At 70.8% G+C, this 25,133-nt stretch carries 23 protein-coding genes; 11 read left to right on the forward strand and 12 right to left on the reverse strand.

Features of this window, described 5'->3' with window-relative positions:
* Nucleotides 1–56: 56 nt before the first annotated feature.
* On the reverse strand, nt 57–380 hold the full coding sequence (locus tag AB0E19_RS22710; RefSeq protein ID WP_362183037.1) for a hypothetical protein: 324 nt from the start codon (nt 378–380) through the stop codon (nt 57–59).
* A 534-nt stretch (nt 381–914) separates the two neighbouring features.
* Between AB0E19_RS22710 and AB0E19_RS22715 the strand changes: the two genes are divergently transcribed.
* The 4 genes from AB0E19_RS22715 to AB0E19_RS22730 all read left to right on the forward strand — a co-directional run bounded on the left by AB0E19_RS22715 (nt 915) and on the right by AB0E19_RS22730 (nt 3,997).
* Nucleotides 915–1,319 carry a response regulator transcription factor gene (locus tag AB0E19_RS22715; protein ID WP_362183041.1) on the forward strand — a complete coding sequence of 135 codons (405 nt, stop codon included), beginning with the start codon at nt 915–917 and terminating at the stop codon, nt 1,317–1,319.
* Nucleotides 1,320–1,655: 336 nt separating this feature from the next.
* Nucleotides 1,656–2,216: a serine O-acetyltransferase EpsC gene (epsC, locus tag AB0E19_RS22720; RefSeq protein ID WP_362183044.1), complete on the forward strand. Its 561-nt coding sequence runs from the start codon at nt 1,656–1,658 to the stop codon at nt 2,214–2,216.
* A gap of 50 nt (nt 2,217–2,266) precedes the next feature.
* Nucleotides 2,267–3,193, forward strand: coding sequence for a cysteine synthase A (gene cysK / locus AB0E19_RS22725; RefSeq protein ID WP_362183047.1), 927 nt, complete (start codon nt 2,267–2,269; stop codon nt 3,191–3,193).
* Between the two features lie 447 nt (nt 3,194–3,640).
* Nucleotides 3,641–3,997 carry a DoxX family protein gene (locus AB0E19_RS22730; RefSeq protein WP_362183050.1) on the forward strand — a complete coding sequence of 119 codons (357 nt, stop codon included), beginning with the start codon at nt 3,641–3,643 and terminating at the stop codon, nt 3,995–3,997.
* A gap of 136 nt (nt 3,998–4,133) precedes the next feature.
* Here the strand turns inward: AB0E19_RS22730 and AB0E19_RS22735 are convergent, their stop codons facing one another.
* Complete coding sequence (locus AB0E19_RS22735) at nt 4,134–4,601, reverse strand: WYL domain-containing protein (RefSeq protein WP_362183446.1); 468 nt, start codon at nt 4,599–4,601, stop codon at nt 4,134–4,136.
* A 314-nt stretch (nt 4,602–4,915) separates the two neighbouring features.
* Here AB0E19_RS22735 and AB0E19_RS22740 point away from each other — a divergent pair, with 314 nt between their 5' ends.
* Both AB0E19_RS22740 and AB0E19_RS22745 read left to right on the forward strand, forming a co-directional pair.
* Nucleotides 4,916–5,158: a hypothetical protein gene (locus AB0E19_RS22740; RefSeq protein WP_362183053.1), complete on the forward strand. Its 243-nt coding sequence runs from the start codon at nt 4,916–4,918 to the stop codon at nt 5,156–5,158.
* Nucleotides 5,159–5,222: 64 nt separating this feature from the next.
* On the forward strand, nt 5,223–5,420 hold the full coding sequence (locus tag AB0E19_RS22745) for a hypothetical protein (RefSeq protein ID WP_362183056.1): 198 nt from the start codon (nt 5,223–5,225) through the stop codon (nt 5,418–5,420).
* A 277-nt stretch (nt 5,421–5,697) separates the two neighbouring features.
* Here the strand turns inward: AB0E19_RS22745 and AB0E19_RS22750 are convergent, their stop codons facing one another.
* The 6 genes from AB0E19_RS22750 to phnA form a co-directional block, all read right to left on the reverse strand.
* Nucleotides 5,698–6,351, reverse strand: coding sequence for a DUF402 domain-containing protein (locus AB0E19_RS22750; RefSeq protein WP_362183059.1), 654 nt, complete (start codon nt 6,349–6,351; stop codon nt 5,698–5,700).
* Between the two features lie 56 nt (nt 6,352–6,407).
* Nucleotides 6,408–7,937, reverse strand: coding sequence for an alkaline phosphatase family protein (locus AB0E19_RS22755; protein ID WP_362183062.1), 1,530 nt, complete (start codon nt 7,935–7,937; stop codon nt 6,408–6,410).
* 56 nt (nt 7,938–7,993) lie between these two features.
* The gene (locus AB0E19_RS22760) at nt 7,994–9,448 is read right to left on the reverse strand and encodes an aldehyde dehydrogenase family protein (protein WP_362183065.1); all 1,455 of its coding nucleotides are present in this window, start codon (nt 9,446–9,448) and stop codon (nt 7,994–7,996) included.
* 101 nt (nt 9,449–9,549) lie between these two features.
* Complete coding sequence (locus AB0E19_RS22765) at nt 9,550–10,623, reverse strand: zinc-binding dehydrogenase (RefSeq protein WP_362183068.1); 1,074 nt, start codon at nt 10,621–10,623, stop codon at nt 9,550–9,552.
* Nucleotides 10,624–10,635: 12 nt separating this feature from the next.
* The gene (locus AB0E19_RS22770; RefSeq protein WP_362183071.1) at nt 10,636–11,862 is read right to left on the reverse strand and encodes an MFS transporter; all 1,227 of its coding nucleotides are present in this window, start codon (nt 11,860–11,862) and stop codon (nt 10,636–10,638) included.
* Nucleotides 11,863–12,061: 199 nt separating this feature from the next.
* Nucleotides 12,062–13,414: a phosphonoacetate hydrolase gene (phnA, locus tag AB0E19_RS22775; RefSeq protein WP_362183074.1), complete on the reverse strand. Its 1,353-nt coding sequence runs from the start codon at nt 13,412–13,414 to the stop codon at nt 12,062–12,064.
* A gap of 294 nt (nt 13,415–13,708) precedes the next feature.
* Between phnA and AB0E19_RS22780 the strand changes: the two genes are divergently transcribed.
* Nucleotides 13,709–15,175, forward strand: coding sequence for an aldehyde dehydrogenase family protein (locus tag AB0E19_RS22780; protein WP_362183077.1), 1,467 nt, complete (start codon nt 13,709–13,711; stop codon nt 15,173–15,175).
* Nucleotides 15,176–15,236: 61 nt separating this feature from the next.
* On the opposite strand, the gene AB0E19_RS22785 is transcribed toward AB0E19_RS22780, so the two are convergent.
* From AB0E19_RS22785 to AB0E19_RS22795, 3 genes are all read right to left on the reverse strand, one after another.
* On the reverse strand, nt 15,237–16,169 hold the full coding sequence (locus AB0E19_RS22785; RefSeq protein WP_362183080.1) for an ROK family protein: 933 nt from the start codon (nt 16,167–16,169) through the stop codon (nt 15,237–15,239).
* Nucleotides 16,166–16,660: an ATP-binding protein gene (locus AB0E19_RS22790; RefSeq protein ID WP_362183083.1), complete on the reverse strand. Its 495-nt coding sequence runs from the start codon at nt 16,658–16,660 to the stop codon at nt 16,166–16,168. The genes AB0E19_RS22785 and AB0E19_RS22790 overlap by 4 nt, the downstream gene beginning before the upstream one ends.
* 176 nt (nt 16,661–16,836) lie before the next feature.
* Complete coding sequence (locus tag AB0E19_RS22795; RefSeq protein ID WP_362183086.1) at nt 16,837–17,748, reverse strand: LysR family transcriptional regulator; 912 nt, start codon at nt 17,746–17,748, stop codon at nt 16,837–16,839.
* 346 nt (nt 17,749–18,094) lie between these two features.
* Here AB0E19_RS22795 and AB0E19_RS22800 point away from each other — a divergent pair, with 346 nt between their 5' ends.
* A complete protein-coding gene (locus AB0E19_RS22800) occupies nt 18,095–20,464 on the forward strand; it encodes a hypothetical protein (RefSeq protein WP_362183089.1) in 2,370 nt (789 codons plus the stop codon).
* 82 nt (nt 20,465–20,546) lie between these two features.
* Here AB0E19_RS22800 and AB0E19_RS22805 read toward each other — a convergent pair whose 3' ends face one another.
* Entirely contained in the window at nt 20,547–21,728 is a 1,182-nt protein-coding gene (locus AB0E19_RS22805) for an ROK family protein (protein WP_362183092.1), read from the reverse strand.
* A 205-nt stretch (nt 21,729–21,933) separates the two neighbouring features.
* On the opposite strand from AB0E19_RS22805, the gene AB0E19_RS22810 reads away from it, so the two are divergent.
* Genes AB0E19_RS22810 through AB0E19_RS22820 form a run of 3 tightly spaced genes read left to right on the forward strand, consistent with a single transcriptional unit; the run spans nt 21,934 to nt 25,072 of the window.
* Nucleotides 21,934–23,283, forward strand: coding sequence for an extracellular solute-binding protein (locus AB0E19_RS22810; protein ID WP_362183095.1), 1,350 nt, complete (start codon nt 21,934–21,936; stop codon nt 23,281–23,283).
* On the forward strand, nt 23,280–24,257 hold the full coding sequence (locus tag AB0E19_RS22815; RefSeq protein WP_362183098.1) for a sugar ABC transporter permease: 978 nt from the start codon (nt 23,280–23,282) through the stop codon (nt 24,255–24,257). The genes AB0E19_RS22810 and AB0E19_RS22815 overlap by 4 nt, the downstream gene beginning before the upstream one ends.
* On the forward strand, nt 24,254–25,072 hold the full coding sequence (locus AB0E19_RS22820; protein WP_362183101.1) for a carbohydrate ABC transporter permease: 819 nt from the start codon (nt 24,254–24,256) through the stop codon (nt 25,070–25,072). The genes AB0E19_RS22815 and AB0E19_RS22820 overlap by 4 nt, the downstream gene beginning before the upstream one ends.
* Nucleotides 25,073–25,133 lie beyond the last annotated feature (61 nt).

Consider the following 25,133-nt stretch of genomic DNA (forward strand, 5'->3'; position numbering starts at 1 on the left):
CGGACGGCCCGCCCCGCGTCCGCGAGGGGCGACACGGGGCGGGCCGAGCCTCTGCTTCAGTACTTCTCGCAGATGATCTTGAATTCCCAGATGCGCCAGCCGTTCGGGCCGCTCCACTTCACGCGGTCATAGCCGCGACGGGTGCACTCCAGCGCGACGAGCGCGTAGGAGACGATGCCGGCGACGAGCACGACGGCGATGGCGATGATCAGCACGATCTGCCAGATGCGGTGCGAGACGAGGCGCGGCTCGCCCGGCACGCCCTGGACCTTTGCCAGCGACTCGGAGCAGCGCCGGTGGAGGGCCTCCGGGGTTCCGGTGGCCAGGATCTGGGCTTGGGTGGCAAGACGCAGGGGCGTCTCGCGAAGGGCTGTGAGCACCTGTGGTTCTCCTCGATGGGCTGGATACGATCGCATCGGTGCCCGCCCCGATTGGTGCGGGGCGGGCATCGTCCCGGCGAGGCCGCCGGGGCGTTTCCGATCCTCGTGACCGCATCCCGCCACGCACACCGCCCGTTGCACACCGTCCTTCGGCAGGACGGAGGGTGAACCGGTTCGAAGCGGGACGATTCGGGCGGTGTCTCGTCGGGCAGGGCCGGACCATCCCTCGAGTGACGGATGATGGGAACGGATTAAGTATACGATCTACGGCATCCTTGACCGGGAATCTGCAGGCACGTCACGGGGGCGCCTGAATTGCTGCACGTCACTGTTGTTCACCATCACCCTTTGATCCGTAGGGGACTTGAGCAAGCTCTGAGGGAAAGCGGGGGATTCGATCTGACCGTGTGCGCCGATGCGGCTTCGGCGGTCGCCGCGGTTCGGAGTCGACACCGCACGAGCGTCCTGGCCGCCGAGGGGCTGCCCTCCCTGGGGCAGTTCCTCGCGACGCTTCGAGTGCGGGGGCTCCGAGAGGTGCCCGTCGCGCTGATCGGGGACGTCGCGAGCACGGAGTGGCGGGCCGCACCCCTGCCCCCTGGCGTCTCGGGCTTCCTGCCGGAGGGGGCGGATCCGCGTGCGCTGGCTCACGCGGTGCACACGCTCGCCGCGGGCGCGGCGGTGCTGCCCTTGGAGATGCTGTGGTGCTCCGCTCTGCCCGGTGTCGTGGCGGCCGCCCCGCAGGGACTCCTCGCTCTCCGCGAGAAGGAGGTCCTGGTGCTCATCGGTAGCGGTCTGACGAATCATCAGATAGCCCGCCGCCTGGGGCTCACGGCCGCCACGGTGAAGGCGTACGTCAGCGGCATCTACGCCAAGATCGGCGCGGGCAACCGGGTTCAGGCGGCGCTGTTCGCGCACGGGATCGCCGGGTCGACGATGTAGCGAACGGCGACGGTCCATGGTCCGGACGCGCCCGGAGACCGGCGCCGTCAGGGTGACGGCGGTCGTCGCCCTGACGGACGCCGGCCTCACCCGCGGCGCCTCGGTCGAGCGGGCGGCGAGGAGGCGAGGACGGGGGCGGGGCCACCCATCGTTCCCGGGAAACGCCACGTCCGGCGGCCACGGCGAGTTGCACCCGCTTCCGTCACCGCATCTCACTCCTCAGTCAGGTGACATCTCACTCCTCAAGAGTCCTTTGGAACCCTCCGACGACCCTGCATAGAGTCGACGGCGGGGACACGCCGAGCCGGAGGCCGACGGACATGAGAGGCGAGCGGAGTGCTTGACGACATCAGGGCGGCGTGTGCCAAGGACCCCGCGCTGCGAGGCGTACGCAGCGCGGAAGTGCTGCTCTATCCCGGGCTGTGGGCGATCTGGGCACACCGCGCCGCCCACCGCCTCCACCTCATGGGCATCCCCTTCGTGCCCAGGGCGATCTCCCAGTGGATGCGTACGGTGACCGGCATCGAGATCCACCCTGGTGCCGTGATCGGACGCCGGTGCTTCATCGACCACGGCATGGGCGTGGTGATCGGAGAGACGGCCGTTCTCGGAGACGATGTGATGCTGTACCACGGGGTCACGCTCGGCAGCAGGGGCTGGTGGATGGACGGCGACCGGGTGGACAAGCGCCACCCCACCATCGGCGACCGTGTCGTCCTCGGCTCCCACGCCTCGGTGCTCGGCCCCGTTACGGTGGGCCACGACTCCATGATCGGCGCGCACGCGCTCGTCCTGCGCGATGTCGTTCCGCACACCACGGTCAGGGCCCCCGCGTCGGTGGCCTCCGTGGCCGTCGCCACGGGACAGCTCCCCGAGGCGCTGGAGTACTGCATCTGAATTCGCGCCCACGCGCCCGGCCGCACGCACAAGCCATCGAGAGGACAGCTGTGAACGCCGTACATTCGTCCATCACGCACCTGGTCGGCCACACCCCCATGGTGGAGCTGACACGGTTCGGGGAGGACCTGCCGGCCCGTATCGTCGCGAAGCTGGAGTCCTTCAACCCCGGTGGCAGCGTGAAGGACCGCATCGCCCTGGCCATGATCGAGGACGCCGAGCGGTCCGGCCTGCTGAGCCCCGGTCAGCACATCGTGGAACCGACCAGCGGCAACACCGGGGTCGGCCTGGCGATGGTGGCGGCCGCCAAGGGGTACCCGGCGACGTTCACGATGCCCGAGAGCATGAGCGTGGAACGCCGCGCGCTGTTCAAGGCGTACGGTGCCCAGGTGGTACTGACCCCCGCGGCCGAGGGGATGCGGGGGGCCATCGCCCGCGCGAACGAACTCGCCGAGGCGTACGGCTGGTTCAGGCCCCAGCAGTTCGACAACCCTGCCAACCCGGAGGTCCACCGGCGCACCACCGCCCAGGAGATCTGGCAGGACACCGACGGACGGGTCGACGTCTTCGTCGCGGGCGTCGGCACCGGCGGCACGCTCACCGGAGTCGGGCAGATCCTCAAGGAGAAGAACCCCGGCCTGACCGTGGTCGCGGTGGAGCCCGAGGCGTCCCCCGTCCTGTCCGGGGGGCAGCCCGGCCCTCACGCCATCCAGGGCATCGGAGCGGGTTTCCTGCCCGAGGTCCTCGATACCGAGGTCTACGACCGCGTTCTTCCCGTCTCTCTCGAGGACGCCCGTGCGACCACCCGGCACCTGGCCCGTACCGAGGGCATCCTCGCGGGCGTCTCGGCCGGGGCGGCCCTGTACGCGGCCACCGAGCTCGCACGGGATCCCCAGCACAAGGGCGCCGTCATCGTGGTGATCGTGCCCGACACCGGGGAGCGCTACCTCAGCACCTCCCTCTTCGAGGACGAGTGACCGCGGAGCGCCCGTCCGGCGTGGTGGGACGCGCCGCATCGGGTGGCCGGCGCGCGTCGGCCCGGGCGCCGAGGTGCGAGGCCGGTTCTCGGGACGGGCGACGCGCCGGGCCGTGACTCCGCCGGAACGCGCTGCCGGACGGGGCCGGATGAAAGGCGAGGGGACCAGGGAAGACACGGCCCTGGATCGCGGTGCCGACGGTTTGCCGATGCCGCCGTGCACGGCTCCGTCTCCTGTCCAAGGCGGGCGAAGGCAAGGACACCACCGACTTGCCCTGCTGATCCGCCCGGCCGTGGCCGGAGAGGGCCGCCGGAAGCCGTTCACCGACGACGCCTCCGTGAACTACCGCCGGGCGAGTCGACGCGGGCGTGTCAGATCGTGAGGGGCTGTGCGGTCAAGGAAGTGAACGACTCCACCACCTTCCTTGTGCAGCAGAAGGAGCTTCCCGTGTTCGCCACCTACGTCGTGGTCACCGTCCTCGCCTCGGCCGTCAACGGTTCGGCCGCCGTCGCCAACCTCATCGGCCACGATCACCCGAAGAGCCAGGCGGACAAACTGGGCGTCCCCCGGACCTGGATGCGTCCGCTCGGCACCTTGCTGGCCCTGGGTGCCCTGGGACTGCTGGCCGGGTTCGCCGTGCCGCTGCTGGGCGCGGCCGCGGCCATCGGCCTCGTGCTGTACTTCCTCGGCGCGCTCTGGGTCCACCTCCGCATCGGCGACTACCAGCTGGGTGCCTGGGCCGTGTTCTTCCTTCTGCCCGTCGCTGCTCTGGTCATGAACCTGGCCCACCACGGCGCCTGGTGACCGGAGCGCGACAGAAGACGGGCCGCCCTCGGACCTGAGCCGGGTGGGCACGCCGCACGCGTGCACCGGGGTGTGGCCGTCGAAGGGTGGCGGGGCCGTGTGCGACACGGTCCGGGCATCGGCCAACCCTCACGGGTCATGCTCTGCGAAGGCGGCGGGGACCGGTACCGGGCGAGGGCCGAGGTCGGCATCCGGATGACGGCGCGGCGGACATCCGGCGGGGCGGCACTTCGGCGAGGGCGCCGAAGCGGAGGGCTTTGGCTGTTCCGTCGGACACGGACTCGGTGGGGACGGACACGTGTGTCCAGCCTGTCGGGTCGCGTTCGGCGGAAGCCGGGGCGTAGTCGTAGGGGCCGAGCAGTTCGTCGATGCGGTCGAGCCCCTGATCCGAGACCCGCAGCGCCATGACGTCGGATGTCGACTCGGCTTGGCAGCGTGCCGACGCGTCCCGCCGGTACGGGGCGAGTTCGAACCCTTCGGGGTGGTCGAAGGCGCCGGGCAGCATCGAGACCCGCCGAACACGGCCCACTCGATACGTGCGCGGCCCCTTCTCTCCGGTCCGGGCGATCAAGTACCGGGCGCCGGCCTCGCACACCGGTCCCAGCGGTGATAGCGGGTCCTGATCGGGGGGAGGCCCGTACCGCGGCGGCGATGGCCTTCAAGTGCGTCGCCGCGTCGGGCTCTCTGGACCAGGGAACGGCGTCGAGGTGGAAGCGCTGTCTGATCCGGCCCGTGCGGTCCGCCGCTTCCTTGGGCGACGCCGCGAGCAGCTTCGGTTCCGTCGCGGCCAGTGCCGCGCCCAGGCCGAGTTCCGCGGCGGACAGGGGAGTCCGGACAAGGCCAGCGCGTCGGCTTCGTTCCCCGTCAGGCCGTTCAGGTGTGTGCGCCGGCCGGCTCCGACGGGGGTGGTGGCGGTCCATGCGGGTGCTGATGGCGTGCGCGGCCTCCGGCTTCCCGCCGGCACTGCTGGAGGGCGCCCACGGCGCGGGCCGGTTCCTCGTCTCCAGCCTGACCGTGGACAAGATCCACGACAACACCGGACGCGTGGTTCAGCCCGCCCAGGCGGTCGACGACAGCATGGCGTTCTACCTCGCGCTGGCCGGGTACGTTACGAGTTCTCCCTCGCACCGGTCGAGGAAGCCGTCGGCTTCGCGCCGATGACCGGATCCTTCACCACGTCGCCCGATCCGGACCGGCCGGCCGTCGTCACCGTGGGGACGGGATCGTGCGCGTCGTCCTCGACCCCGTGTGGACCCGGATCGTCGACGAGGGCTGTGACAGCTTCGCCATGCTCGGCGACACTCCGTACCTGGACACCTCCGGCCTGAACGTGGCCCGCTCGAAGCACCGGACGTTCCTGGCGCAGCCCGAGATCTCCCGGCTGATCAGCTCGATGCCGGTGGGCCACCTGGGACGACCATGACTTCGGCGGCGACGACAAGCACGGCTATTACAGCAGCAAGCGCCAGAACCGCACCGTCTTCGTCGGCTAGCGGGCCAACGCCGCCTTCGGACAGACCAGTGCACGCCGATCCTGACCGCTACCTGGATCAACCGGGAGGGCGAGCGCATCTTCGAGGTGAAGCGCACCGCGGCCGCCCCGGGGCACACCTCGTATCCCGAGCAGCCCGTCCGCGGCGCGTGAACGTCACGCCGGGGCGGCGTCGCCAGAGGCGATCGGCCGCCCCGGCCGAGCAGTCTCAGCGTTCGGGCCGTTGTAGCACTTGTGAGGGCAGGTCCCACAGCGCCGGGAGCGTACTCGGGCCCCAGTCCGGCCCGGGCCGGAAGTCACGCCAGGTGCCGTCGAAGGGGAACGTGCCCGCCGAGGCGAGGGCCGCCATCCGTTCTCCTTCGGCGCGCACCTCGGCGGCGCCGGCGAGGTCCCAGAAGCCCGGCCGTCCGGTCAGGTCGGCGAACTCCTCCTCGTCCTTCCACCGCCATGACCGCCGGTCGGGTGCGACGAGGAGGTCGAGGGCGTGATCGACGTGATCCGTGCCGCTCGGCCCCCGACCCGCATCCGATTCCAGGTTGACGTACCACCCCACGAACGCGCCGTCGCGGTCGAACGACCACCAGACGGAGTGCCGTTCGCCAGGCCTGGTGAGCATGAGCGTTCCGTACGGCTCCCACGTGCCGGGGGCGAGCAGGGTGGGCACGTCCATCGCCCGGTACCGCGGCCAGGACCGGGTGGGCGTGCCGTCGGGCGTCTCGCGTCGCAGTGTGGCCGATCCGGCCGCCACCCAGGTCAGCAGTCCGCGGTCGTCGTCGTGGACGACCCGGCCGCACTGGACGTACGCGATGCGGCCGTCGGGGAAGAGACCCCGGCGCACGACGGTCTCGCCCGTACGGAACACGGCTTCCTCCTCACAGGGGTGTGCCCGTATGCCGGGCGGCATACGGGCGGTGGGGATCACGCGTACAGCTGGAAGCGGTCGACTACCCAGTAGAAGTCGTTGTCCCCCGTGTAGTGGAACCGGACGTGCACGGAGGTGGCACCCGCCGGGACGGCGACGTCGATCGACTGCTGCTGGGCGATGACGTCGGACGTGAAGCTCTTGACCTCCTGCGGCGTGCCCGCGTTGAAGGAGACCAGGACCTTCGCGGTCTGTGCGTCCACCTGTCGGTAGTGCGTCACGAACTTGACGGTGATCTTGGCCTTGCCGGAGATACCGTACGTCGGCGACACCAGCGTCGACTCGAAGCGTCCGGAGAAGGACTTGTCCGACCACTCGTCGGAGTCCGCCACCGCGAACACTCCTCGGGCACGGACGTTCAGCTCGCGCCACTGGTTGCTCTCGGCCCGGGACCAGAACTCGTTGGTCGTGAAGGTCCAGCCGCGCCACTCGGCGACGCCGCCGGACCCCATCGCGTTGTTGATCACGGACCAGCCGCTCGGCGCGGTGTGGGTGAAGCCGAGCACGTCGGCCGGGATCCCCGTCTCGTCCACCCGCGTCCCCAGTTTCGACTGGAGCGTGTCGAACCGGTCGTCGGTCCGCTCCTGGACCGGCTTGCCGTCCAGGTTCCAGCCGCCGCTTACCGTGAGGCCGAGCTGCTTGAACACGGTGGGGACGACGTCGACGAGCCGGGTGTCGATCGGCCGGAGTCCTGCCGCGATCCCCGGTCCCTCCGCGAGGATCAGCGTCTGCCGCTCCGCCCATCCGTTGCCGCCGTGACCGCCTCCGTCGGCGTGGCCGTGATCGGTGACGACGAGGATCGTCCACCGCTCCGACGCGTAGGCCGGACGGGCCTTCACCGCGGCCAGCAGGGTGCCGACGTGGGCGTCGGCCCCGGCGATGGCCGCCATGTACTCCGGGCCGCTGCCGTCGACGGCGTGACCGACGTAGTCGACGTTTCCCAGGTAGACGAAGGCGACGTCCGGGTTCTGGTCCTTGAGCACCGAAGCGGCCTCGGCCGCGAGTGTCGCGTCACTGGGTGCGTCGTGCTGTGGTTGAACGAACTTCGCGTCCGCGCCGGCGGTGAGGACGCCGGAGGTGTCGAGCGGCGGCCACCCGATCGCCGAGTAGGTGGACAGTCCCGGCTTCACCTGGGCCAGCCGCGCGAACAGCCCCGGGTAGGCGGTGAACTGGCTGCCGGAGAAGGAGTTGTCCTTCACGCCGTGCTTGTCGGGCCACACACCGGTCGAGATCGTGGACCAGCCCGGGCCGGACCAGGTGCCGGCCATGGGGCTGCCGTACAGAAGGGACTTGGCGTAGGTGCCCCGCGCCATGATGCCCTTCATGTGCGGGGCGTCGGCCGTGTCGAGGCGGTCGGCCCGCATGCCGTCCACGCCGATGATCAGCACCTTGTCCTGGCTGATGCCGTTCGGCACGGTCGTGGCGGCCTGGGCCGTGGCCGCCAGGCCGAGGTTCGTGGCGGCGACGGTGACGGCGGTGGCGGCGCCGGCCGCGAGGACACCGCGCCGGCTGCATTCGTGGGTCATGCACTTCCTCCGGGAAGTCGGGAAGACCAGGGGACGGGGGCGTTGCGGGGCGGTGCTCAGTAACGGATGCAGGCGGACCGCAGGTCGGTGTAGAAGTCCCAGACGTCGGGAGAGCACTCGGGTGCGCCGAGCTGGGACGCCTTGGCGCCCATGTGCGGCAGATGGGAGTACGCCCCCACGCCCGGCCGGTTGACGTGCAGCATCCCCGCCTGGAAGTCCTGCAGCGCCTGGAACATCAGGGACGGGTTCTGCGTGAAGATCGTCCCGGACATGCCGTACCTCACCGAGTTCGAGATCCGCATGGCGTCCTCGTAGCCGTCGCAGTCGATGACCGACAGGACGGGGCCGAAGACCTCCTCCTGCGCGATCTCGCTGTCCCACGCCACATCCGTCAGCACGGTCGGCTCGACGAAGTAGCCCGGGGTGTCGAGCTCCGCGGCGCGGCCGCCGCAGGCCACCGTGGCACCGGCGGCCACGGCCGTCCCGACCGCTGTCAGGCAGGCCCGCATCCGCTCGTCGTTGACCACCGGACCGATGTCGGCCCCGTCCTGGTCGCCCGGCCCGATCCGCATCGCCCGTACCCGGGGCACGAGACGCTCCAGGAGGTCCTCCCGGACGGACCGGTCGACGATGACGCGGCTGGTCGCGCTGCACCGTTGGCCGCTCTGCCCGAACGCGCCGTGCGCGATCGCGTCCACCGCCGCGTCGAGATCGGCGTCGGAGAGGACGATCAGCGCGTTCTTGCCGCCCAGCTCCAACTGGGTGCGCATGAGCCGGCCGGCGCCCGCCTTGTTGATGGCCTGGCCCACCGGCAGGGAGCCGGTGAAGGAGATGCCGGCCACCCTAGGGTCGGCGACCAGCGTCTCGCCGGGTTCCCGGTCGCCCTGGACCAGGTTGAGTACACCCGTCGGCAGACCGGCGTCGGCGAACGCCTCGACGAGGAGGGCCGACGTCCACGGTGTCAGGGGCGAGGGCTTCAGTACCGCCGTACAACCGGCGATCAGCGCCGGGGCGACCTTCCACATCGGAATCGCGACGGGGAAGTTCCACGGGGTGATCAGACCGACGACGCCGAGCGGGCGGCGGAACGTCATGGCGATGGTCCGCGGTTCCTCGGCCGGGGTGGTCACGCCGTTGATCCGGCGGGCCTCACCGATCGTGAACTCCAGGATGGCCAGCGACCGCGACACCTCGCCCCGGGCCTCGGACAGCCGCTTGCCCTGCTCACGGGTGATCGCCTCGGCGAACTCCTCCCGCCTTTCCTCGATGAGGCGGGCCGCGGCGGTCAGGAACGTCGCCCGCTCGATCGGTCCGAGGGCGTCCCAGGAAGCCTGTGCGGCCGAGGCCGCGTCCACGGCCGCGGTGGCGTCCTTGGCGTCGGATTCCGCGAACCGGCCGATGACCTCGTCGGTGTCCGCGGGGTTGAGGTTGGCGCGCACCGCGCCGCTGGAGGACGGCACCCAGGCGCCGTCGATGTGGTTGAGGAGGTGTGCGGGGCGTGGCTCAGCCATGAGGGGGCTCCGTAGGGGATACGGCCGGGGCGGCCGGGAGGACCGTGCGGGAGAAGAGGGGCGGGGCGGGACGGCCCCGGGACGCCGCGCGTGCGGGGCGGTCAGTCCATGCGCACCGCGACGCGCGGTGCGGTGCCTTCGCGGGCGGCGGCGACGGCCGCGTCGATGTCCGTGAGCGGCAGCGCGTCGGGTACGAGGTCGCGGAACAGGTCCTGGACCGAGGTCAGCGTCAGGAAGCGGACCGCTTCGGCGAGGTCGCCGACGGTGTAGTTGTGGCTGCCGACGACGTGCGAGAGGTTGCGGACGAAGGCGTTGGGCTCGAAGCCGACGGCCGGGCCGGGGGAGACGGAGCCGACCAGGGCGACGTGTCCGTCCATGCCGACGATGTCCAGGGCGGACTGTACGGCCCGGTGGTTGCCGGACAGTTCGATGACGACGTCGGCACCGTACTTCTCCGCGATTCCCGCGAGTTCGGCCGGCTCGCACGCGGTGGTCGCGCCGAAGGCCAGGGCCAGTTCGCGGCGGCTCGCGTCCACGTCGCAGGCGACGACGTGTTCCGCGCCGAGCTCGCGGGCGTAGGCGACCGCGGTGAGCCCCAGCATGCCGCAGCCGATGACGACCACGGAGTCGCCCGCAGACAGTCCGGCCCGGCGGGCGGCGCACACCACGGTGGCCGTGGCGCAGTTCGCGGGTGCCGCCACCGCGGCGGGGAGCGAGTCCGGTACGGTCACCAGCCCCGTCCCCTCGACGAGGTGGCAGTGGGTGGCGAGACCGCCGTTGAGCCGCCAGTGATCGGTGATGGCCTCGTGGCCGTACTTGCGGACGCCGGTGCACTTCTGCGGGACGCCGCGGACGCAGCGGCGGCAGGCTCCGCAGGAGGTGCCGATGGTCCAGGTGACGCGCTGCCCCGTCTCGACGGGCCGGCCGTCGACCGTGCGCACGTCGCCGGCGACGGCCTCGACGAAGCCGACCGCCTCGTGGCCCAGGACGGTGGGCAGCGGGGTGGGCCGGTCGCCGGCGATGGTGTGCAGGTCGCTGCCGCAGATGGTGGCGAGCTCGATGCGGACCAGCACTTCACCGGGGGCGAGTTCGGGGCGGGGCTGGGGTTCCAGGGTGAAGCCGCTGTCCGGGCCGGACCAGACGGCCGCGAGGGGAAGCGCGTTCGGGTCTGTCATGTCGTTCTCCGGCTAGCGGCGGATGGTCAGGGCGACCAGGGCGCTGCACGCGCAGGCTCCGGCGACGAGGGGGAAGATGAGGCTGGTGTTGCCGGTGCTGTCCATGAGGCCGCCGATCAGCGGTTCTGCGAGGCCGGCGAAGAGGTAGGCGAAGCAGTTGACCACGCCGGTCGCCGTACCCGCCATGCGCTTGCCGGCGATGTCCGGGCACAGCGCCCAGAAGGACGACTGGGGGCCGTAGACGAAGAAGCCGGTCAGGAAGAGGACCACGATCCCCGTCGTCGTGCCGAGCGGGGCGGCGTACATCGTCAGGGCCATCAGCGCGCCGACGACCATGAAGAGGATGATCGGCCGGTCCCGGCGGGAGCCGAAGAGGCGGTCGGAGATCTGTCCGTTGACCAGAGCGCCGACGGCCATGCCGACCGGCAGGGCCACCGAGATCCACAGCGGGCTGATGCCGGTGTCGGCCTTCTTCCAGTCGTCGCCGAGGAAGTACACGGGCACCCAGATCAACAGGCCGTAGCGGGCGGTGTTCTGGAAGCCGAGGGCGATGCCGGTCGACCAGATCTTCGGGTTGCGCAGCACCGTCCTGTACCGCTGGAGGCTGGTCTCGCCCGCCGCGGCGGCCGCCGTGTCCGCGGCTTCCTCCTCGGCGGTCTGCCGGTGGGAGGCGGGCGGGGTGACGCCTGCCTTGGCCGGGCTGTCCCGGGCGACGAGGTAGAAGGTGACGCCGCCGACGAGCATGAGGAGCACCGGGACGCGGAAGATCCACTGCCAGTCGAGGTCCAGGGTGTCCACGACGATCGTCGAGGTGACGAAGGCGAGGACGGAGGCCATGCCGGCGGCGAAGGTGTAGAAGCCGAAGCTCCTGCCCCGCTCGTGGGAGCCCCACCAGTTGGAGATGACCCGGCCGCCCGAGGGCCAGCCCAGCGACTGGGCGAAGCCGTTGGCCCCCCAGCCCAGGGCGAGGGACTTGGCGCCGACCGCGAAACTGGTGCACCAGTTGAGGAGGGTGGACAGGACCGCGCCGGCGGCCATCATGCGCCGGCCGCCCCACTTGTCGGCGAGGTTGCCGTTGATCATCTGCCCGGCGGCGTACGACCACAGCAGGATGCCGCTGATCGCGCCGAGGGTGGCCTTGCTCAGGCCGAGGTCCTCCTCGATGCCGGGAATGGCGAAACCGAAGGTCTGCCGGCCGGTGTAGAAGAAGAAGTAACAGAACATGGCCGCGAGCAGCATGCGCCACTTCAGCCGCGAGTAGGGTCTTTCCGACAGCGGTTGGGGACTCTCGGTCCCCGGCACGAGCTTTGCCGAGTTGGACATGGCTTTCCAACCGTTCTGCGAAGTGACTGCGCTTTCCACCCGGGGTGGTTGAGGGGCGACGTCGAGACGGCGCCGGGGCCGGTGCGGCCGCCCCGACGGACGGCCGCACGGGGCGTCAGACGGCGAGCGGGGACTCCTGGGAGGCCACCAGCGTCGTGGCGACCCAGTAGGCGTCGTAGTTGTGGATGCGGGCGAGGTCACCGAAGGGGCTGTCCAGCGCCTCCGGCTCCGGCAGGCGCCGGTTGATCAAGAACGGGATCTGGAGCTCGCCCAGGGCGCCGTGGGAACGGAGGGGCGCGTCGAGGCCGCTCAGGTCGTGCCAGGCGGCAAAGCGGCCGAGCGCGGTGCCGGCCTCCGCGAGGATCACGATGTCCCCGATCCGGTCGGCCGGCAGGGCGAAGCGCTCGGCCGCCTCCTCACGGCCGTGGACCTCCTGCACGCCCCCGATCGCGCGGAGCTCCGCGATGACGGCCTCGCGGTCCGCGTTCGCCGGGAGGTGGACGCTGGCGAAGGAGCCGAGGGCGCCGTGGTGCACCGTGTAGGGGTCGGTGATGGGCAGGATGACGCGCAGGCCGTCGTCCTCGGCTTCGGCGTCCGCGTCGAGGCCGAGGATCCGGCGGACCTCCTCCTCCACGTAGACGACCTGGGCGATCCCCGCCTCGTCGGTCTTGGCGCTCATGCCGTGGTCGGCGGTGAGGACCACCGTCGCGCCGAGTTCGGCGAGCTTCCCGGCGTAGTGGTCGATCTGCTCGTAGAGGGCGTTGGCCGCCTCGGTGCCCGGCGCGTTCTTGTGCTGGATGTAGTCGGTCAGCGACAGGTACATCAGGTCGGCGCCGCGGGTCTCCAGGATCTTCAGCCCGGCCGCCAGGGCGAAGACGCTCAGATCGGCGGAGTAGACGCCGGGCAGGGGCTTCCCGACCAGTTCCAGGACGTCGCCGATGCCGTTCTCCTCGACGGTGGCCTGGTCGGCCTTCTCCGCCGAGAAGCAGATGCCCCTGCGGGACGGGGCGACGAACGCGCCCGAACCGTCCAGCGCGGGACCCTCCTCGACGAGGCCGGCGCCGAGCAGGCGGCGGAGCTTGTCCTTGGCGGTCACCACGACGACGTCCAGTCCCGCCTCGTTGGCGGCGGCGAACACCGTCGGCGCCCGGAGGAAACGCTTGTCGTTCATCAGCACCTCCTCACCCAGCTCGGTGTCGAAGATGTAGTTGCCGCTGATGCCGTGCACGGCGGGGGGCCGGCCGGTCGCGATGGAGACGTTGTTGGGGTTGGTCAGGGCCGGCATCGCGCAGTGCGCGGGCCACGACGTCCCCTCGCTCTCCAGGACCTTGCTGAGCCACGGCATCCGGCCGGCCGCCATCGCCTCGAGGTGGTAGTCGGGCTCGCTGCCGTCGATGCAGATCACCACCACGGGAGCGGAGGGCTTCGTGTAGGTCCTGCCGTTGACTGTGAACGTCGCTGCGGTCACGCGTGCTCCTCGGTGCTGTGCTCGGCTGAATTGCTGGGACGAGCGTGCGTCCGCGGCGGCGGAGGAGGAACCCCCGTTTCGGCTATGAGGGCTATTCGGCGAACGCCGCCTCCCGGGGATGGACGCCGCTGAGCTGGGCGGTTATGCCGTCGGGACAGGAGACCCGTCCGCTGGAGAGCCTGAGATAGCGCGGGGATATGGGGCGGATTCATGAACAGGGGGCCGCCGGCCGTTGTACGGGTCGTGACCGGTCGGAGATGCTGCCCGGGAAGACCACGAAAGGGCTCTGCGACCATGACGACCTCGGCGTGCGAACCGCCCCCGCCCCACCTGCTGCGCAACTTCACGGGCGGGGCGTGGACGCGGGCGGAGAGCGGCGTCGTGCGTGCGAACGTCAATCCGGCGGACGCCTCCGACGTGATCGGGGAGTTTCCCGAGTCGGGCGGGGTGGACGTCGAACACGCCGTGGGCGTGGCGGCCGACGCCTTCGCCGCCTGGCAGGCGCTCGACCCGGTACGACGCGCAGGGCACCTCGCGTGCGCGGCCCGGCTTCTGGAGGAGCGGGCCGACAGGTTCGCCGTGGCCATCACCCGGGAACAGGGGAAGCTCCTCGTCGAGGCCAGGGCCGAGGTCCACGGTGCGGTGGCCGCGCTGGACTTCGTGGCGGGCGAGGCCCGCCGGCTGGAACGGACGGCGGTCCCCACCGTGGACGACCGGACGTCGGCGTTCTCCTTCCGCCGCCCCATCGGCGTGGTCGGTCTGATCACCACGTGGCACCTTCCCCTGGCGACCCCCGTCCGGAAGCTCGCTCCGGCCCTGCTCGCCGGATGCACCGTGGTGCTCAAGCCTTCGCCGCTCGCGCCGCTGACGCCCGCGCTCCTCGCCGAGGTGCTGCACGAAGCGGGCGTTCCGCCGGGGGTGTTCAACCTCGTCCAGGGGGACGCCGCCGCGGGTGAGGCCTTGGTGGACCACCCGTCGGTGGCCGGCGTCGGCTTCACGGGATCCCGCCGGGTGGCCGCGGCCGTGCACCGCGCCGGCTCGGGGCGACTGCTGCGAACCGAGCTGGACCTGGCGGGAAAGGACACCGTCGTCGTCCTGGACGACGCCGATCTCGACAAGGCCGTCGCGGCCGTGGCGGCCGGAGCCTTCGGGCAGGCCGGCCAGAGGTACGGGGCCGTCGGCCGGGTCGTCGTCGACCGCCGGGTCAGGCGAGAGTTCCTCGCACGCCTGCTGCCGCGGGTCGCCTCGCTGCGACTGGGGCCGGGCATGGACCCCCGGTCGGAGATGGGTCCCCTCGTCGACGAGGAGCACGTGCACGCGTGTCTGGAGGCCGTGGCCAAGGTACGCGCGGGGGGTGCGGAACTGCTCAGCGGCGGGGACCGTGCCGCGGGCGGTCCGCTCGGGGGCCGGTACGTACGGCCGACTGTTCTGGCCGGGGATCTGTTCGCGGTGGAGACGGCCGTGGAGGAGGTCTTCGGACCCGTGGTGGGGCTCGTCGAGGCGGACGGACCCGACGAAGCCGTCCGGCTTGTCGGCAACGTCCGTACCGCGATGTCGGTGGCCGTGTTCACCACCTCGCGGACGCGCGCCCTCGAAGCGGTGGAACGCCTGGATGCGAGCGCGGTGCACGTCAACCGCCCCGCCGTGGCCGCGTACGTACCGCACGCGGACGCGAAGGGAGCGTGGTGCGGGCCGACGGAGTTCGCCTCGCGGATGTGGGACCTCTCCACCGAGTGGCGCTCGGCCCGCGTGACCCTCTGACCGGGTACCAGGTGCACGGCCGTTCCCACCCGGAGCCGGGCGTCGGACGCCGCCCGGGCCGTCAGGCCGCGTGATCGGGGAGCGGCCGGACCCGGGCCAGGAGCGCGGCTCCCAGGGCAATGGCCGGGCGGCCCAATCGGGCCGGCACCAGGTCGGGAAGCGTGCCGGGGGAGAGGCGTTCGCCCAGGGCCGTTCCCAGCGGTCCCGGCAGCGCGTACCGCATCAGCGGGGCGGGTCCGCCCACGACGAGCCGGTCGACGCGCCCGGCCAGCGGGACGAGTGCGTCGGCGAGCGCGGCGACGGCCCTCCGCCCTGACGACCCTGTCAGCCAGGCCCCCGGCCCGTACTGTCCGCAGGTCCGCGCGGCAGCCTCGTACCGCTCGGCGCAGAACGCCGCGAAGGCCTCGGCGGAGGCGAGGGTTTTCGGGCAGCCGCACCGCGTCTGCTCGTACTCCTGCTCCCGATGCGTGGCGACCCTGCGGCCCGGCCCGCCACAGCGAGGAGAGCCGACGGGAAGTCCGCTCCGCAGCTCGGTGACGTCGACGGTGGTCCCGACCGAGAGGACGGCGCACCGCTCGCGTCCCCGGCCCGCGCCGAGGCGGCTCTCGGCCACGGCGGCGGCGCGCACGTCTCCGGTCGCGACGACCGGAAGGCCCACGTGCTCCGCCAGCCACGGGCCGAGCGGAGTCCCGTGCCACCCCAGCGTGGTCGCGTGTTCGACGACGCCCGCCTCGGGGTCGACCGCGCCGTGCACCGCGACCCCGACCGCCGTCGCGGGGCAGCCCGCGCGCTTCGCTTCCGCGACCAGGTCCGCGGCGTGGTCCAGTACGGTGTCGACGACCGAAGGGGACCCTCGTTCGGGATGCGTGTACCACTCCTCCGCGAGCACCACGCGCCCGTCGGCACGGACGACCAGACCGCGTACGCGTTCGGCTGCCACGTCCAGTCCGACGACGGCCCCGGTGGTATCGCCGGGCAGGGGACGCCCGTTCACCCCTCGGAGCAACGCACCACACCGAACCCGGCCCGGACCCGTCGACGCAGCGGGGCGCGGTCGACGGAGCACCAGTCGCTCAGGCGCGCGACGAGCTCCAGGCGTCGGGCGCGCTCGCCGTCGTCGGTGACGGCAGACCCGGAGAGGTGCGACGGGGCGCCCGTGTCGGTCACCTCCACACACAGTTCCGGTCCGGCGAGCCAGATCCTGACGGACATCTCGGTGCCACCGTGCAGGGCGGAGTCGGCGGTCAGTTCTCCCACGATCAGCAGGAGGTCGGCGAGGCATTCCTCGTCGATTCCCCAGCCGGCCGTCAGCCTCCGTGCGAAGCGGCGGGCCACGCGTACCTGATGTGGTTCGGCGGGGAGCACCAGGAGGCCTCCCTCACGGATGCGAGGGTGAAGCCTCCTCGCCGGGGCCGGGGCCGGGGCCGAGGGGCGCGCCCCATAGAGCTGACGGGACATCAAGGGGCGGGCAGAAGCGGTTGTCATGGGAATCCCGCGTCTCTCGGGCACGCGCGTACGACCGCGGTGCGACAGGCGTCAAACGGGCGGCTTTCGCCGTGCCGCCGTTCTCGATGGCTCGATGGTCCGAGCGCGGGGCGCGGCGCACAAGACGGGTTCTGGTGATGACTCCTATAGCCGGCGCGCACGCGTACCGGGGCGGGTCAGCCGCCGAGGAGGCCGGTGCTGCCGCGCCGCCGGCGCACGAGGTCCACGAAGGCCTCCTCCGCCGGGGACAGGATGCGGTCCCGCCGGCGTACGAGGGAGATGTCCCGGGTCTCCGTGTCCTGGTGCGTCGGCAGGGCGACGAGGGTGCCCGCGCGCAGCTCGTCGGAGACGGCGTACTCCGAGACGAGGGCGACGCCGAGCCCGGCCCGCACGCATCGCTTCAGCACCTCCGGTCCCCAGGCGTCCGTGTGGGGCGGGGCGACGACGCCCCAGCGGGCCAGGGTGCGCTCCTGCACCTCCCGCGTCTGGGAACCCGGTTCGCGCAGGACGATGCGTTCGCCGGTGAGCATCTCCCCGGTGACGGGGCCCCGGCCCGCCAGAGCGTGGTCCGGTGGCGCGATGAGGACCATGTGGTCCTCGGAGACGGCTTCGCCGATCAGTCTCGGCTCGGTGGGGGCGCCGGCCACCAGTGCCACGCCCACCTCTCCGCTCATCAACTGCTGAGTCACCGTGGAGTTGTTGCCGACGAAGACGTGCCCGTCGATCCCCGGGTGCTGGCGGCGGTACTCGGCCAGCAGGTCCGGCAGCAGGTAGGTGCCCATGGTGGTCGAACCGCCCACCACCAGCCGACCCGTCTGGAGCCCGCTGAGTTGCTGTACGGCGGCGACCGCCTCGTCGGCCAGGAGGAAGACACGGCTCGCGTACTCGGCCAGCAGCTCTCCCTCGGCCGTGGGCCGGATCCGGGCGCTCGACCGGTCGATGAGGGTGATCCGCAGGGACTCCTCCAGTTTGCGTACCTGGTTGGAGACCGACGGCTGGCTCATATAGAGCTTCTGGGCGGCGGCGGAGAACCCTTGCTGCTCGATGACGTGCAGGAAGATCCACAAACGGTGCAGGTCGAGTGCCAAGTCAGTGTCCCAGTCGTGCGAAGCGGGGGTGGGGGAGTCATAACCCATGACCGCCGCCGCGCACCAGGGGGACGGCTGCGGGGCAGGTCGGGCCGGCGGATGTGTTTCCTTCGTCGATGTCGTGCCTATCGGCCCTCAAGGCAGCTTGAAGATGTCTTGACAGTGATCACATCAGAGTCTGGATGGGTGCCGCTACGGCTCTACGGTTCCATCCGGATTGACACTTGCATGAGATCTTAGAAAGTTTGCAATATTGGCGTCGGGTAAACATTGCAGAAATCTTGAAACACTTGAAAGTGGGCTGTTAACGTCCGGCCACCCCCCTCATGATTCGGACAGGAGTCCCATGAACCCCTCTCCCCGTGCTCTGCGTCTTACTCTGCTGACGTCCCTCGCCGTCCTCGCCCCGCTGGTCCCCTTCGTGTCCCCGGGCGAAGCCACCGCCGCCCCCACCACCGTTCTGACCGTGGTCAACGGCGGTTTCGAGCAGGGCACCACCGGCTGGACCTTCACGTCCGGCGCCGGTGTCGCCACCAACGCCCCGCACAGCGGGTCCAAGCTGGCCTACCTCGACGAGGGCACCACCAAGAAGGTCAGCCAGACCCTCACGGCCACCGGCGACGGCGTGGTCGACCTCTCCGCGTGGATCAGCACGGGCGGAGCCGGCGGCAAGTTCGTCGCCAAGGTCAACGGCTCCGTCGTCGGCTCCGCCGTCCTGGCCAAGCGCTCCCCCTACACCCGCTACACGATCCCCCGGGTGACCGTGAAGAGCGGGGACACAGTGGAGATCTCCATCGAGGGCGGAGGCACCGGCGCCAGCTACGTCAACGTCGACGACATCGAGGCGACCACCTCGCTCATTCCGGCGGTGGAGATCGTCAACCCCGGGTTCGAGCAGGGCACGACGGGGTGGACCTTCACCTCCGGCACCGGCGTCGCCACCAACCGCCCGCACGGCGGCAGCAAGCTCGCCTACCTCGATCAGACCTCGGCGAAGAAGGTCACCCAGACCATCACCGCCAAGGGCGACGGCATGTTCGACTTCTCGACCTGGGTCGCCACCGGCGGCACCGGCGGCAAGTTCCTCGTGCGCGTCAACGGCACGGTCGCCGGCTCCGTCGACCTCCCCAGCCGCGCCACCTACGCCCGTCACACCGTCAGCCGGGTGGCGGTGAAGACCGGCGACAAGGTGGAGGTCGGATTCGAGGGCGGCGTCAGCTACGTGAACGCCGACGACCTCTCCGTTTCTCCCTCCGCGCCGGTGGACCCCGTCGTCACGTCCTCCGACCCCAAGATCGTCGCCATGTTCGACTGGTCCAAGCGCAAGGCCAACAGTTTCGTCCAGCTGCCGGGTGCCGTCGGCCCGATCAACGTGGACGAGTTCAACCTGACAGGCACCGGCAGTGCTCCGTACGCCCCCTCATACTGGGCGGGTTACGCCAACCGCTCCGGCTACTACACCCGCGATCTCGCGCACCAGGTCGGCGGAGCCTCGGTCCTCGGTCTGAACGCCGAGAACAAGGCGATGCTGCGCACGCACGCCGCGTCCGCCACGGCCGAGCACGGGTACTACCCGGTGTGGGCGTTCAACTTCGACAACCAGAACTACCTGGCCATCGACTACATCAGCAAGCAGTACTTCGTCCGGGAGGTCCCGGCCGCCTTCGAGGTGGTGGAGAAGGCGAACGCCGCGTACCGGTGGAGCGGGGACAACGCCTACATCAACGACCCGGTCCTCTGGGACTACTACAAGCACACCACCAAGGAGTTCATCGAGCTCCATGACAGCAAGAAGCCGAACGGTGTCGCCGAGGGCGAGGGCGGCAGCATCTTCGTCGGCGCCGCGAGCTACAAGGAGGACGGCGACCTCCACGTCATCGAGGCAGGTGACGGCATCGGCGCCCAGTACCAGGCCTTCCGCGCGCTGTCCGCTCTCGCGGCGAGCAAGGGCGACACCGCCCTCTCGAACACCTACAAGCAGAAGGCCGACGACCTCAAGGCGTACTTCAACGACACCTGGGCCGGCAGCGGGAACGGCGCTGACATGGTCCGCGGCTACACCAAGGAGGGGGAGCAGGTCAAGGGTTGGGGCAAGGAGATGAGCTGGATCATGCTCCAGAAGCAGATCACCGCCCCCGGCCCCCGCACCGACGCCTACCTGGACTACGTGGACACGGAGTCCGAGGGCGCCGGGCGGTCGCGCAACATCGAGGCGTACACCTACCTGCCGGACGTCTTCTTCACCTACGACCGCAACGACACCGCCTGGAAGTGGATGCAGTACGTCTACGACCAGCGCGACGTCCAGCACGTCAACTCCAGCCAGGGGCCGAACGGCGACTACCCGGAGGTCTCCTACACTCTGGTCAGCCAGACCGTGGAAGGCCTGATGGGCGTCCAGCCCGACGCCCCGGCCAACGCGCTCTCCACCCTCTCCCGGCTGCCCTCGGGGATGGGCTGGCTCCAGGTCAAGGACATCAAGGTCGGCGGCAACACCTTCACGCTCCGCCACGACGGCGCGACCTCGTCGAAGCTGACCAACAGCTCCGGCTCCGCTTCCTACAGCTGGGAGGCGCGCTTCGCCGGCGGCAAGTCCTCGATCAAGGTCAACGGCGTGTCCCAGGCGGTGAAGACGAAGGTCGTCAACGGGAAGACGTACACCTACGCCACGGTCACGGTGGCTCCGGGGCAGACGGCCACTGTCACCGTCTCCTGACACGGTCGCCTCCCCCTGCCGGGGGAGGCGTGCCAGGTCATCCGCCGTGGGGGGCGCGCCGTGCCCCCCACGGCATCGGCGTCTAGAGAGTCCGGACACCGTCCGTGTCCCGCCGCGCGGGCGGCAGGCGATCGGCTTCCGGACGCACGGCGTCCTGGGGGGAGTCCGGGAACTCGAAGAGCTCGCGGTCGCAGCGGTCGAGCGCCACCCGGAGCGCTCCCAGCGCGACCGCCTCCACACCCAGCCGGGAGACACGCACATGCGGAGGATCGATGCACAGTCCCTCCAGGTGCCTGCGCAGCGGGTCCACGAGGATCTCGCCCGCGCGGGAGAGGCCGCCGCCGACGACCACCAGGTCGGGGTTGACCGTCAGTACCATGGCGGCGGTTCCCAGCGCGTAGGTGCGGGCGAACCGGTCGACACGAAGAAGGGCGGCCTCGTCCCCGTCCGCCGCGTCGGCGAACACCTGGGCGACGTCCGCACCACCGTGCAGGGCGTCCCGGTCGGTGCCGTCCCAGCCGAGGACCGCGAGTCCGGCGATCTCGCCGGCTGCCCCGGCGCGGCCCCGGCGCAGCCGCCCGTCGAGCACGACGGCGGCGCCGGTGCGCTGGCCGATCAGGAGGTGGATGAAGTCGTCGCAGTCCTGGGCGGCTCCCTGCCAGTGCTCGGCGACGGCGGCGAGGTTGGCGTCGTTGTCGGTGACGGCGGGGCAGCCGAACCAGTCGGCGGCCCGGGCGGCGAGATCGAGTCCGTTCCATTCCGGCAGCAGGTCGCAGTGACGGACCGCGCCCTGCGCGTCGACGATTCCCGGTACCCCCAGGCAGAGGGCGCGGGGCCGGGCGTCCGGGTGGTCGCCGACGAAGCGGACGGCGGCGCGCCGGATGGCCTCCAGCCGGTCCTCGCCGGCCCCGCCCATGTCCTCCGTGACCACACGGCGTCCGACCGGCTCGCCGTTGAGGTCCGCAAGCATGAACAGGACCGAAGTGCTGCCGACGTCGATTCCCAGGACGTGGCCCGCTTCCGCGCGGAAGCGGTAGCGCCGAGCGGGTCGGCCCTTGGTTCGCCCGGGGGCCACCTCCTCGACCCAGCCCTGCTGCTGGAACTCTTCCAGGACGAGGTCGACGGTCTGCCGCGACAGCGAGGCGGCGGTCGCGATACCGGAGAGCGTCATCGGCTCACGGCCGCGGATGGCGCGCAGGACGGCGTCGTTGTTGAGCCGGCGGAGCAGGGCGGGATCGCCTCCGTTGATGGCCGACCGCTTCACCGTGTGCCTCCTTAGCCGCGGATGTGCCTCGTGCATGCCCGCAGCGGCCATGCTAGCCCGTACCCACCAGTAATGCCGGGTTGTTACGTAAGTAATCGACGTAAGTCATTGACCTGCGGGTTCGAGCCTACCTACGATCCAGACACATCCCTTATGGAGGAACCCTCCATAAGCCCCTCCGTCGTTCGCACCACTGGAGCCGGTCATGTCTTCCACTCCCCGCGCACCCCGTCGCAGAGCGTTCGTCCGCCCGCTGGCCGTCGTCTGTACCGCGGCGGTCGCGGCCGGCGCCCTCAGCGCCTGTGGCACTCCCGGGGGTGCCCCGGCCAAGGCCGCCCCGACCGACGGAGCGGTGTCGACCGCGATCCCGACGGAGAAGGTCACGCTGTCGATCCTGACGTCGGACGAGTCGCCCACCACCAAGGCGCTCACCGACGCGTTCGCCAAGAAGCACCCGAACGTGACCATCGACTACCGCTTCACCGCCTACGACAGCTACAACACCAGCCTCGGCCTGGCACTCAACTCCGCCAACGCCCCCGACCTCGCCCTGCTGAACCTGCTCGGCAACACCGCCAAGGCGGGCCAGATCCGGCCCCTCGACCCCTACGCCAAGGCGTACGGCTGGGACAAGACCGTCTCGGCCAGCCAGCTGGACCAGTGGCGCAGCCAGGGCAACCAGCTGGGCGCCGGCAAGCTGTGGGCGGCCCCCGCCGGCTTCTCCCTGGTAGGCGTCTACTACAACAAGGAGATCGCCTCGAAGCTCGGGATCTCCGGGCCGCCGAAGACCCTCGACGAGTTCGAGAAGCAGGTCGCGAAGGCCAAGGCAGCGGGTCAGCTGCCCATCCAGGTGTCCAACCTGGACGGCCACTCCTCCTTCATCTTCCAAGCGCTGGTCAACCAGTTCCAGAAGCTCTCCGACAGCACCGCCTGGGCCTTCAACAACCCCGGCTTCACCGTCGAGAGCGACGCCGGCACCAAGGCCGCGCAGAAGCTGGCCGACTGGGCGAAGGAGGGCTACCTCCCCGAGGGGGCCAACGGCGTCGACAACGCCGGAGCGACCGCCGCCTTCACCAAGGGCCAGGGCCTGTTCCTGTTCGACGGCAACTGGGACGCCGGCGTCGTGGACAAGGCGATGCCCAAGGGCGCCGGCTTCTTCACCCTCCCCGGCACCACCCCGGACGCCCAGGCCGCGGGCGTCGGCACCTCGCTGGCCTACGCGATCTCCACGAAGGCGAAGAACCCCGACCTCGCCGCGGCGTTCCTCAACTTCCTCACCACCCCCGAGGCCGGCCAGATCCAGCTCGACAACGGCTTCATGCCGGTCTCGCAGGACCCCTCGATCAAGGCGGCCGAGGGCAGTGTCCGGGCCGACTTCGTGGCCGCCTGGAAGAAGGTCGGCGAGAGCAACGGCCTCACGCCCTACTTCAACAACGCCACGCCGACGATGAACGACGTCCTCACCTCGCAGGGCCAGCAGCTCATCGCCGGCAAGACCAGCGCCGCCGCCTACCTCAAGGCCGTGCAGGCCGAGTGGACCAAGGGGCAGAAGTGACCTCCGTCCTCAAGACGGCGCGGGACTCCGCTCCCGGCCCCTCCGCCCTCCCCGGCGGACGGGCCGGGGCGGGCCACCGCTCCACCGGGCGGCGCGGCGCCGCCGCCCGGCGGAGGCGGCGGAACAGCGCCTACCTCTTCCTGGCGCCAGCGTTCGTGATGTACACGGCCTTCGTCATCGTCCCCTGGGTCCAGGCCATCCAGCTGTCCTTCTACGACTGGGACGGCATCAGCCCCGGCGTCTGGGCCGGACTGGAGAACTACCGGACGGTCCTCAGCGATCCGCAGCTCGTCGGCTCGCTGGTGCACGCCGTCGGTCTCATCGGCTTCTACTCCGTCCTGCCGATCTGCGCCGGACTGGTGCTCGCCGCGGTGATCGGGAGGGGCCGTCGCGGAGGGAACTTCGCGTTCTCCCGCACCGTCCTCTTCCTGCCCCAGATCATTCCGCTGGTGGCCGTCGGCGTGATCTGGCGCGGTCTGTACGCGCCGGACGGCCTGGTGAACGAGGGACTGAGCGCCATCGGCCTCGGCTCCTGGACCAGGGCCTGGCTCGGTGACTTCACCTGGGCCTACGTGGCGGTCGGCCTGGTCGGCAGCTGGGTGATGCTCGGCCTGTGCCTGGTGCTGTTCCAGTCCGGCATCCAGAAGATCGACACCAGCCTCTACGAGGCCGCGCGGATCGATGGGGCGGGCCCCGTCAGGGAGTTCCTGTCGGTCACCCTGCCCGGACTGCGCGCCGAGATCGGCGTCGCGGTCACCGTCACCGTCATCGCCGCCCTCGCCAGCTTCGACATCGTCTTCGTGACGACCGGCGGCGGCCCCGGCGACTCCACGACCGTGCCCGGCGTGCTGATCTACCGGCTCGCCTTCACCAGCGGCCAGGTGGGCACCGCCTGCGCGCTCGCCGTGGTCCTCAGCCTGCTCATCTCGCTGGTGGTCCTCGCCATCGGCCGTCTGACCCGGGAGCGCGCATGAGCCGCACCGACCGCCTGACCGGCCGGGCCCTCGTCGCCCTGTTCTGCGCGGGCGTGCTCATCCCGTTCGCCGCGCTCGTCCTCACGGCGCTCAACCCGCCCGGCACCGCCGTCAGCGGACTCGCCTGGCCGAAGGACCCGACCTTCGCCTCCTTCGGAGAGGCATGGTCCGCGGCGGGCTTCGGCACCCTGCTGACCAACAGCGCGTTCGTCGTCCTGGGCGTGGTGCCGCTGGCCCTGGTGTGCGCCACCCTCGCCGGCTACGCCTTCGCCACGATGGACTTCCGTGGCAAGGGACTCCTGTTCGGCCTGCTGCTGGTCGGTCTCACGCTTCCCTACGAAGCCGCCGTCGTCCCGCTGTACTACAACATGCAGTCCCTCGGGCTCACGGACACCCCGTACGCGCTGGTTCTCGCCCTGGTCGGCCTCTACATGCCGTTCGGAGCGTTCTGGATGCGCCAGCAGTTCGCCGCCCTCCCCAAGGAACTTCGCGAGGCCGCCTCACTGGACGGAGCCGGCGACTGGGCCCTGCTGTGGCGCGTCCTCGTGCCCTGCATCCGGCCCGGTCTCACCACTCTCGGACTGCTCTACTTCCTGTGGGCGTGGAACCAGTTCCTCCTCACGCTCATCCTGATCCAGAGTCCCGAGGAGCGCACCGCCCCGGCAGGACTGGCCTTCTTCGTCGGCGCGCACTCCACCGACGTGCCCATGCTGGCCGCGGCCACCCTGATCGTGATCGCCCCCGTCGTGCTGGTCTACCTCTTCTTCCAGCGCAACTTCATCGCCGGCATGGTCTCCGGCGCGGTCAAGGGCTGACCGGCCCCCACCCCTCCTCACCACCGCCCCGCCACCAGGACGGCGGCCGGGCACACCGCCC

It is taken from the genome of Streptomyces sp. NPDC047974, from assembly GCF_040653375.1.
GTDB lineage: Bacteria > Actinomycetota > Actinomycetes > Streptomycetales > Streptomycetaceae > Streptomyces.

Excerpts from the sequence above, each read along its gene's own strand:
- AB0E19_RS22760 (WP_362183065.1), bottom strand. The coding sequence starts at position 9,448 with ATGGCTGAGCCACGCCCCGCACACCTCCTCAACCACATCGACGGCGCC.
- AB0E19_RS22770 (WP_362183071.1), bottom strand. The coding sequence starts at position 11,862 with ATGCTGCTCGCGGCCATGTTCTGTTACTTCTTCTTCTACACCGGCCGG.
- AB0E19_RS22765 (WP_362183068.1), bottom strand. The coding sequence starts at position 10,623 with ATGACAGACCCGAACGCGCTTCCCCTCGCGGCCGTCTGGTCCGGCCCG.
- AB0E19_RS22755 (WP_362183062.1), bottom strand. The coding sequence starts at position 7,937 with ATGACCCACGAATGCAGCCGGCGCGGTGTCCTCGCGGCCGGCGCCGCC.
- AB0E19_RS22780 (WP_362183077.1), top strand. The coding sequence starts at position 13,709 with ATGACGACCTCGGCGTGCGAACCGCCCCCGCCCCACCTGCTGCGCAAC.
- AB0E19_RS22810 (WP_362183095.1), top strand. The coding sequence starts at position 21,934 with ATGTCTTCCACTCCCCGCGCACCCCGTCGCAGAGCGTTCGTCCGCCCG.
- AB0E19_RS22820 (WP_362183101.1), top strand. The coding sequence starts at position 24,254 with ATGAGCCGCACCGACCGCCTGACCGGCCGGGCCCTCGTCGCCCTGTTC.
- AB0E19_RS22800 (WP_362183089.1), top strand. The coding sequence starts at position 18,095 with ATGAACCCCTCTCCCCGTGCTCTGCGTCTTACTCTGCTGACGTCCCTC.
- AB0E19_RS22740 (WP_362183053.1), top strand. The coding sequence starts at position 4,916 with ATGCGGGTGCTGATGGCGTGCGCGGCCTCCGGCTTCCCGCCGGCACTG.
- AB0E19_RS22790 (WP_362183083.1), bottom strand. The coding sequence starts at position 16,660 with ATGACAACCGCTTCTGCCCGCCCCTTGATGTCCCGTCAGCTCTATGGG.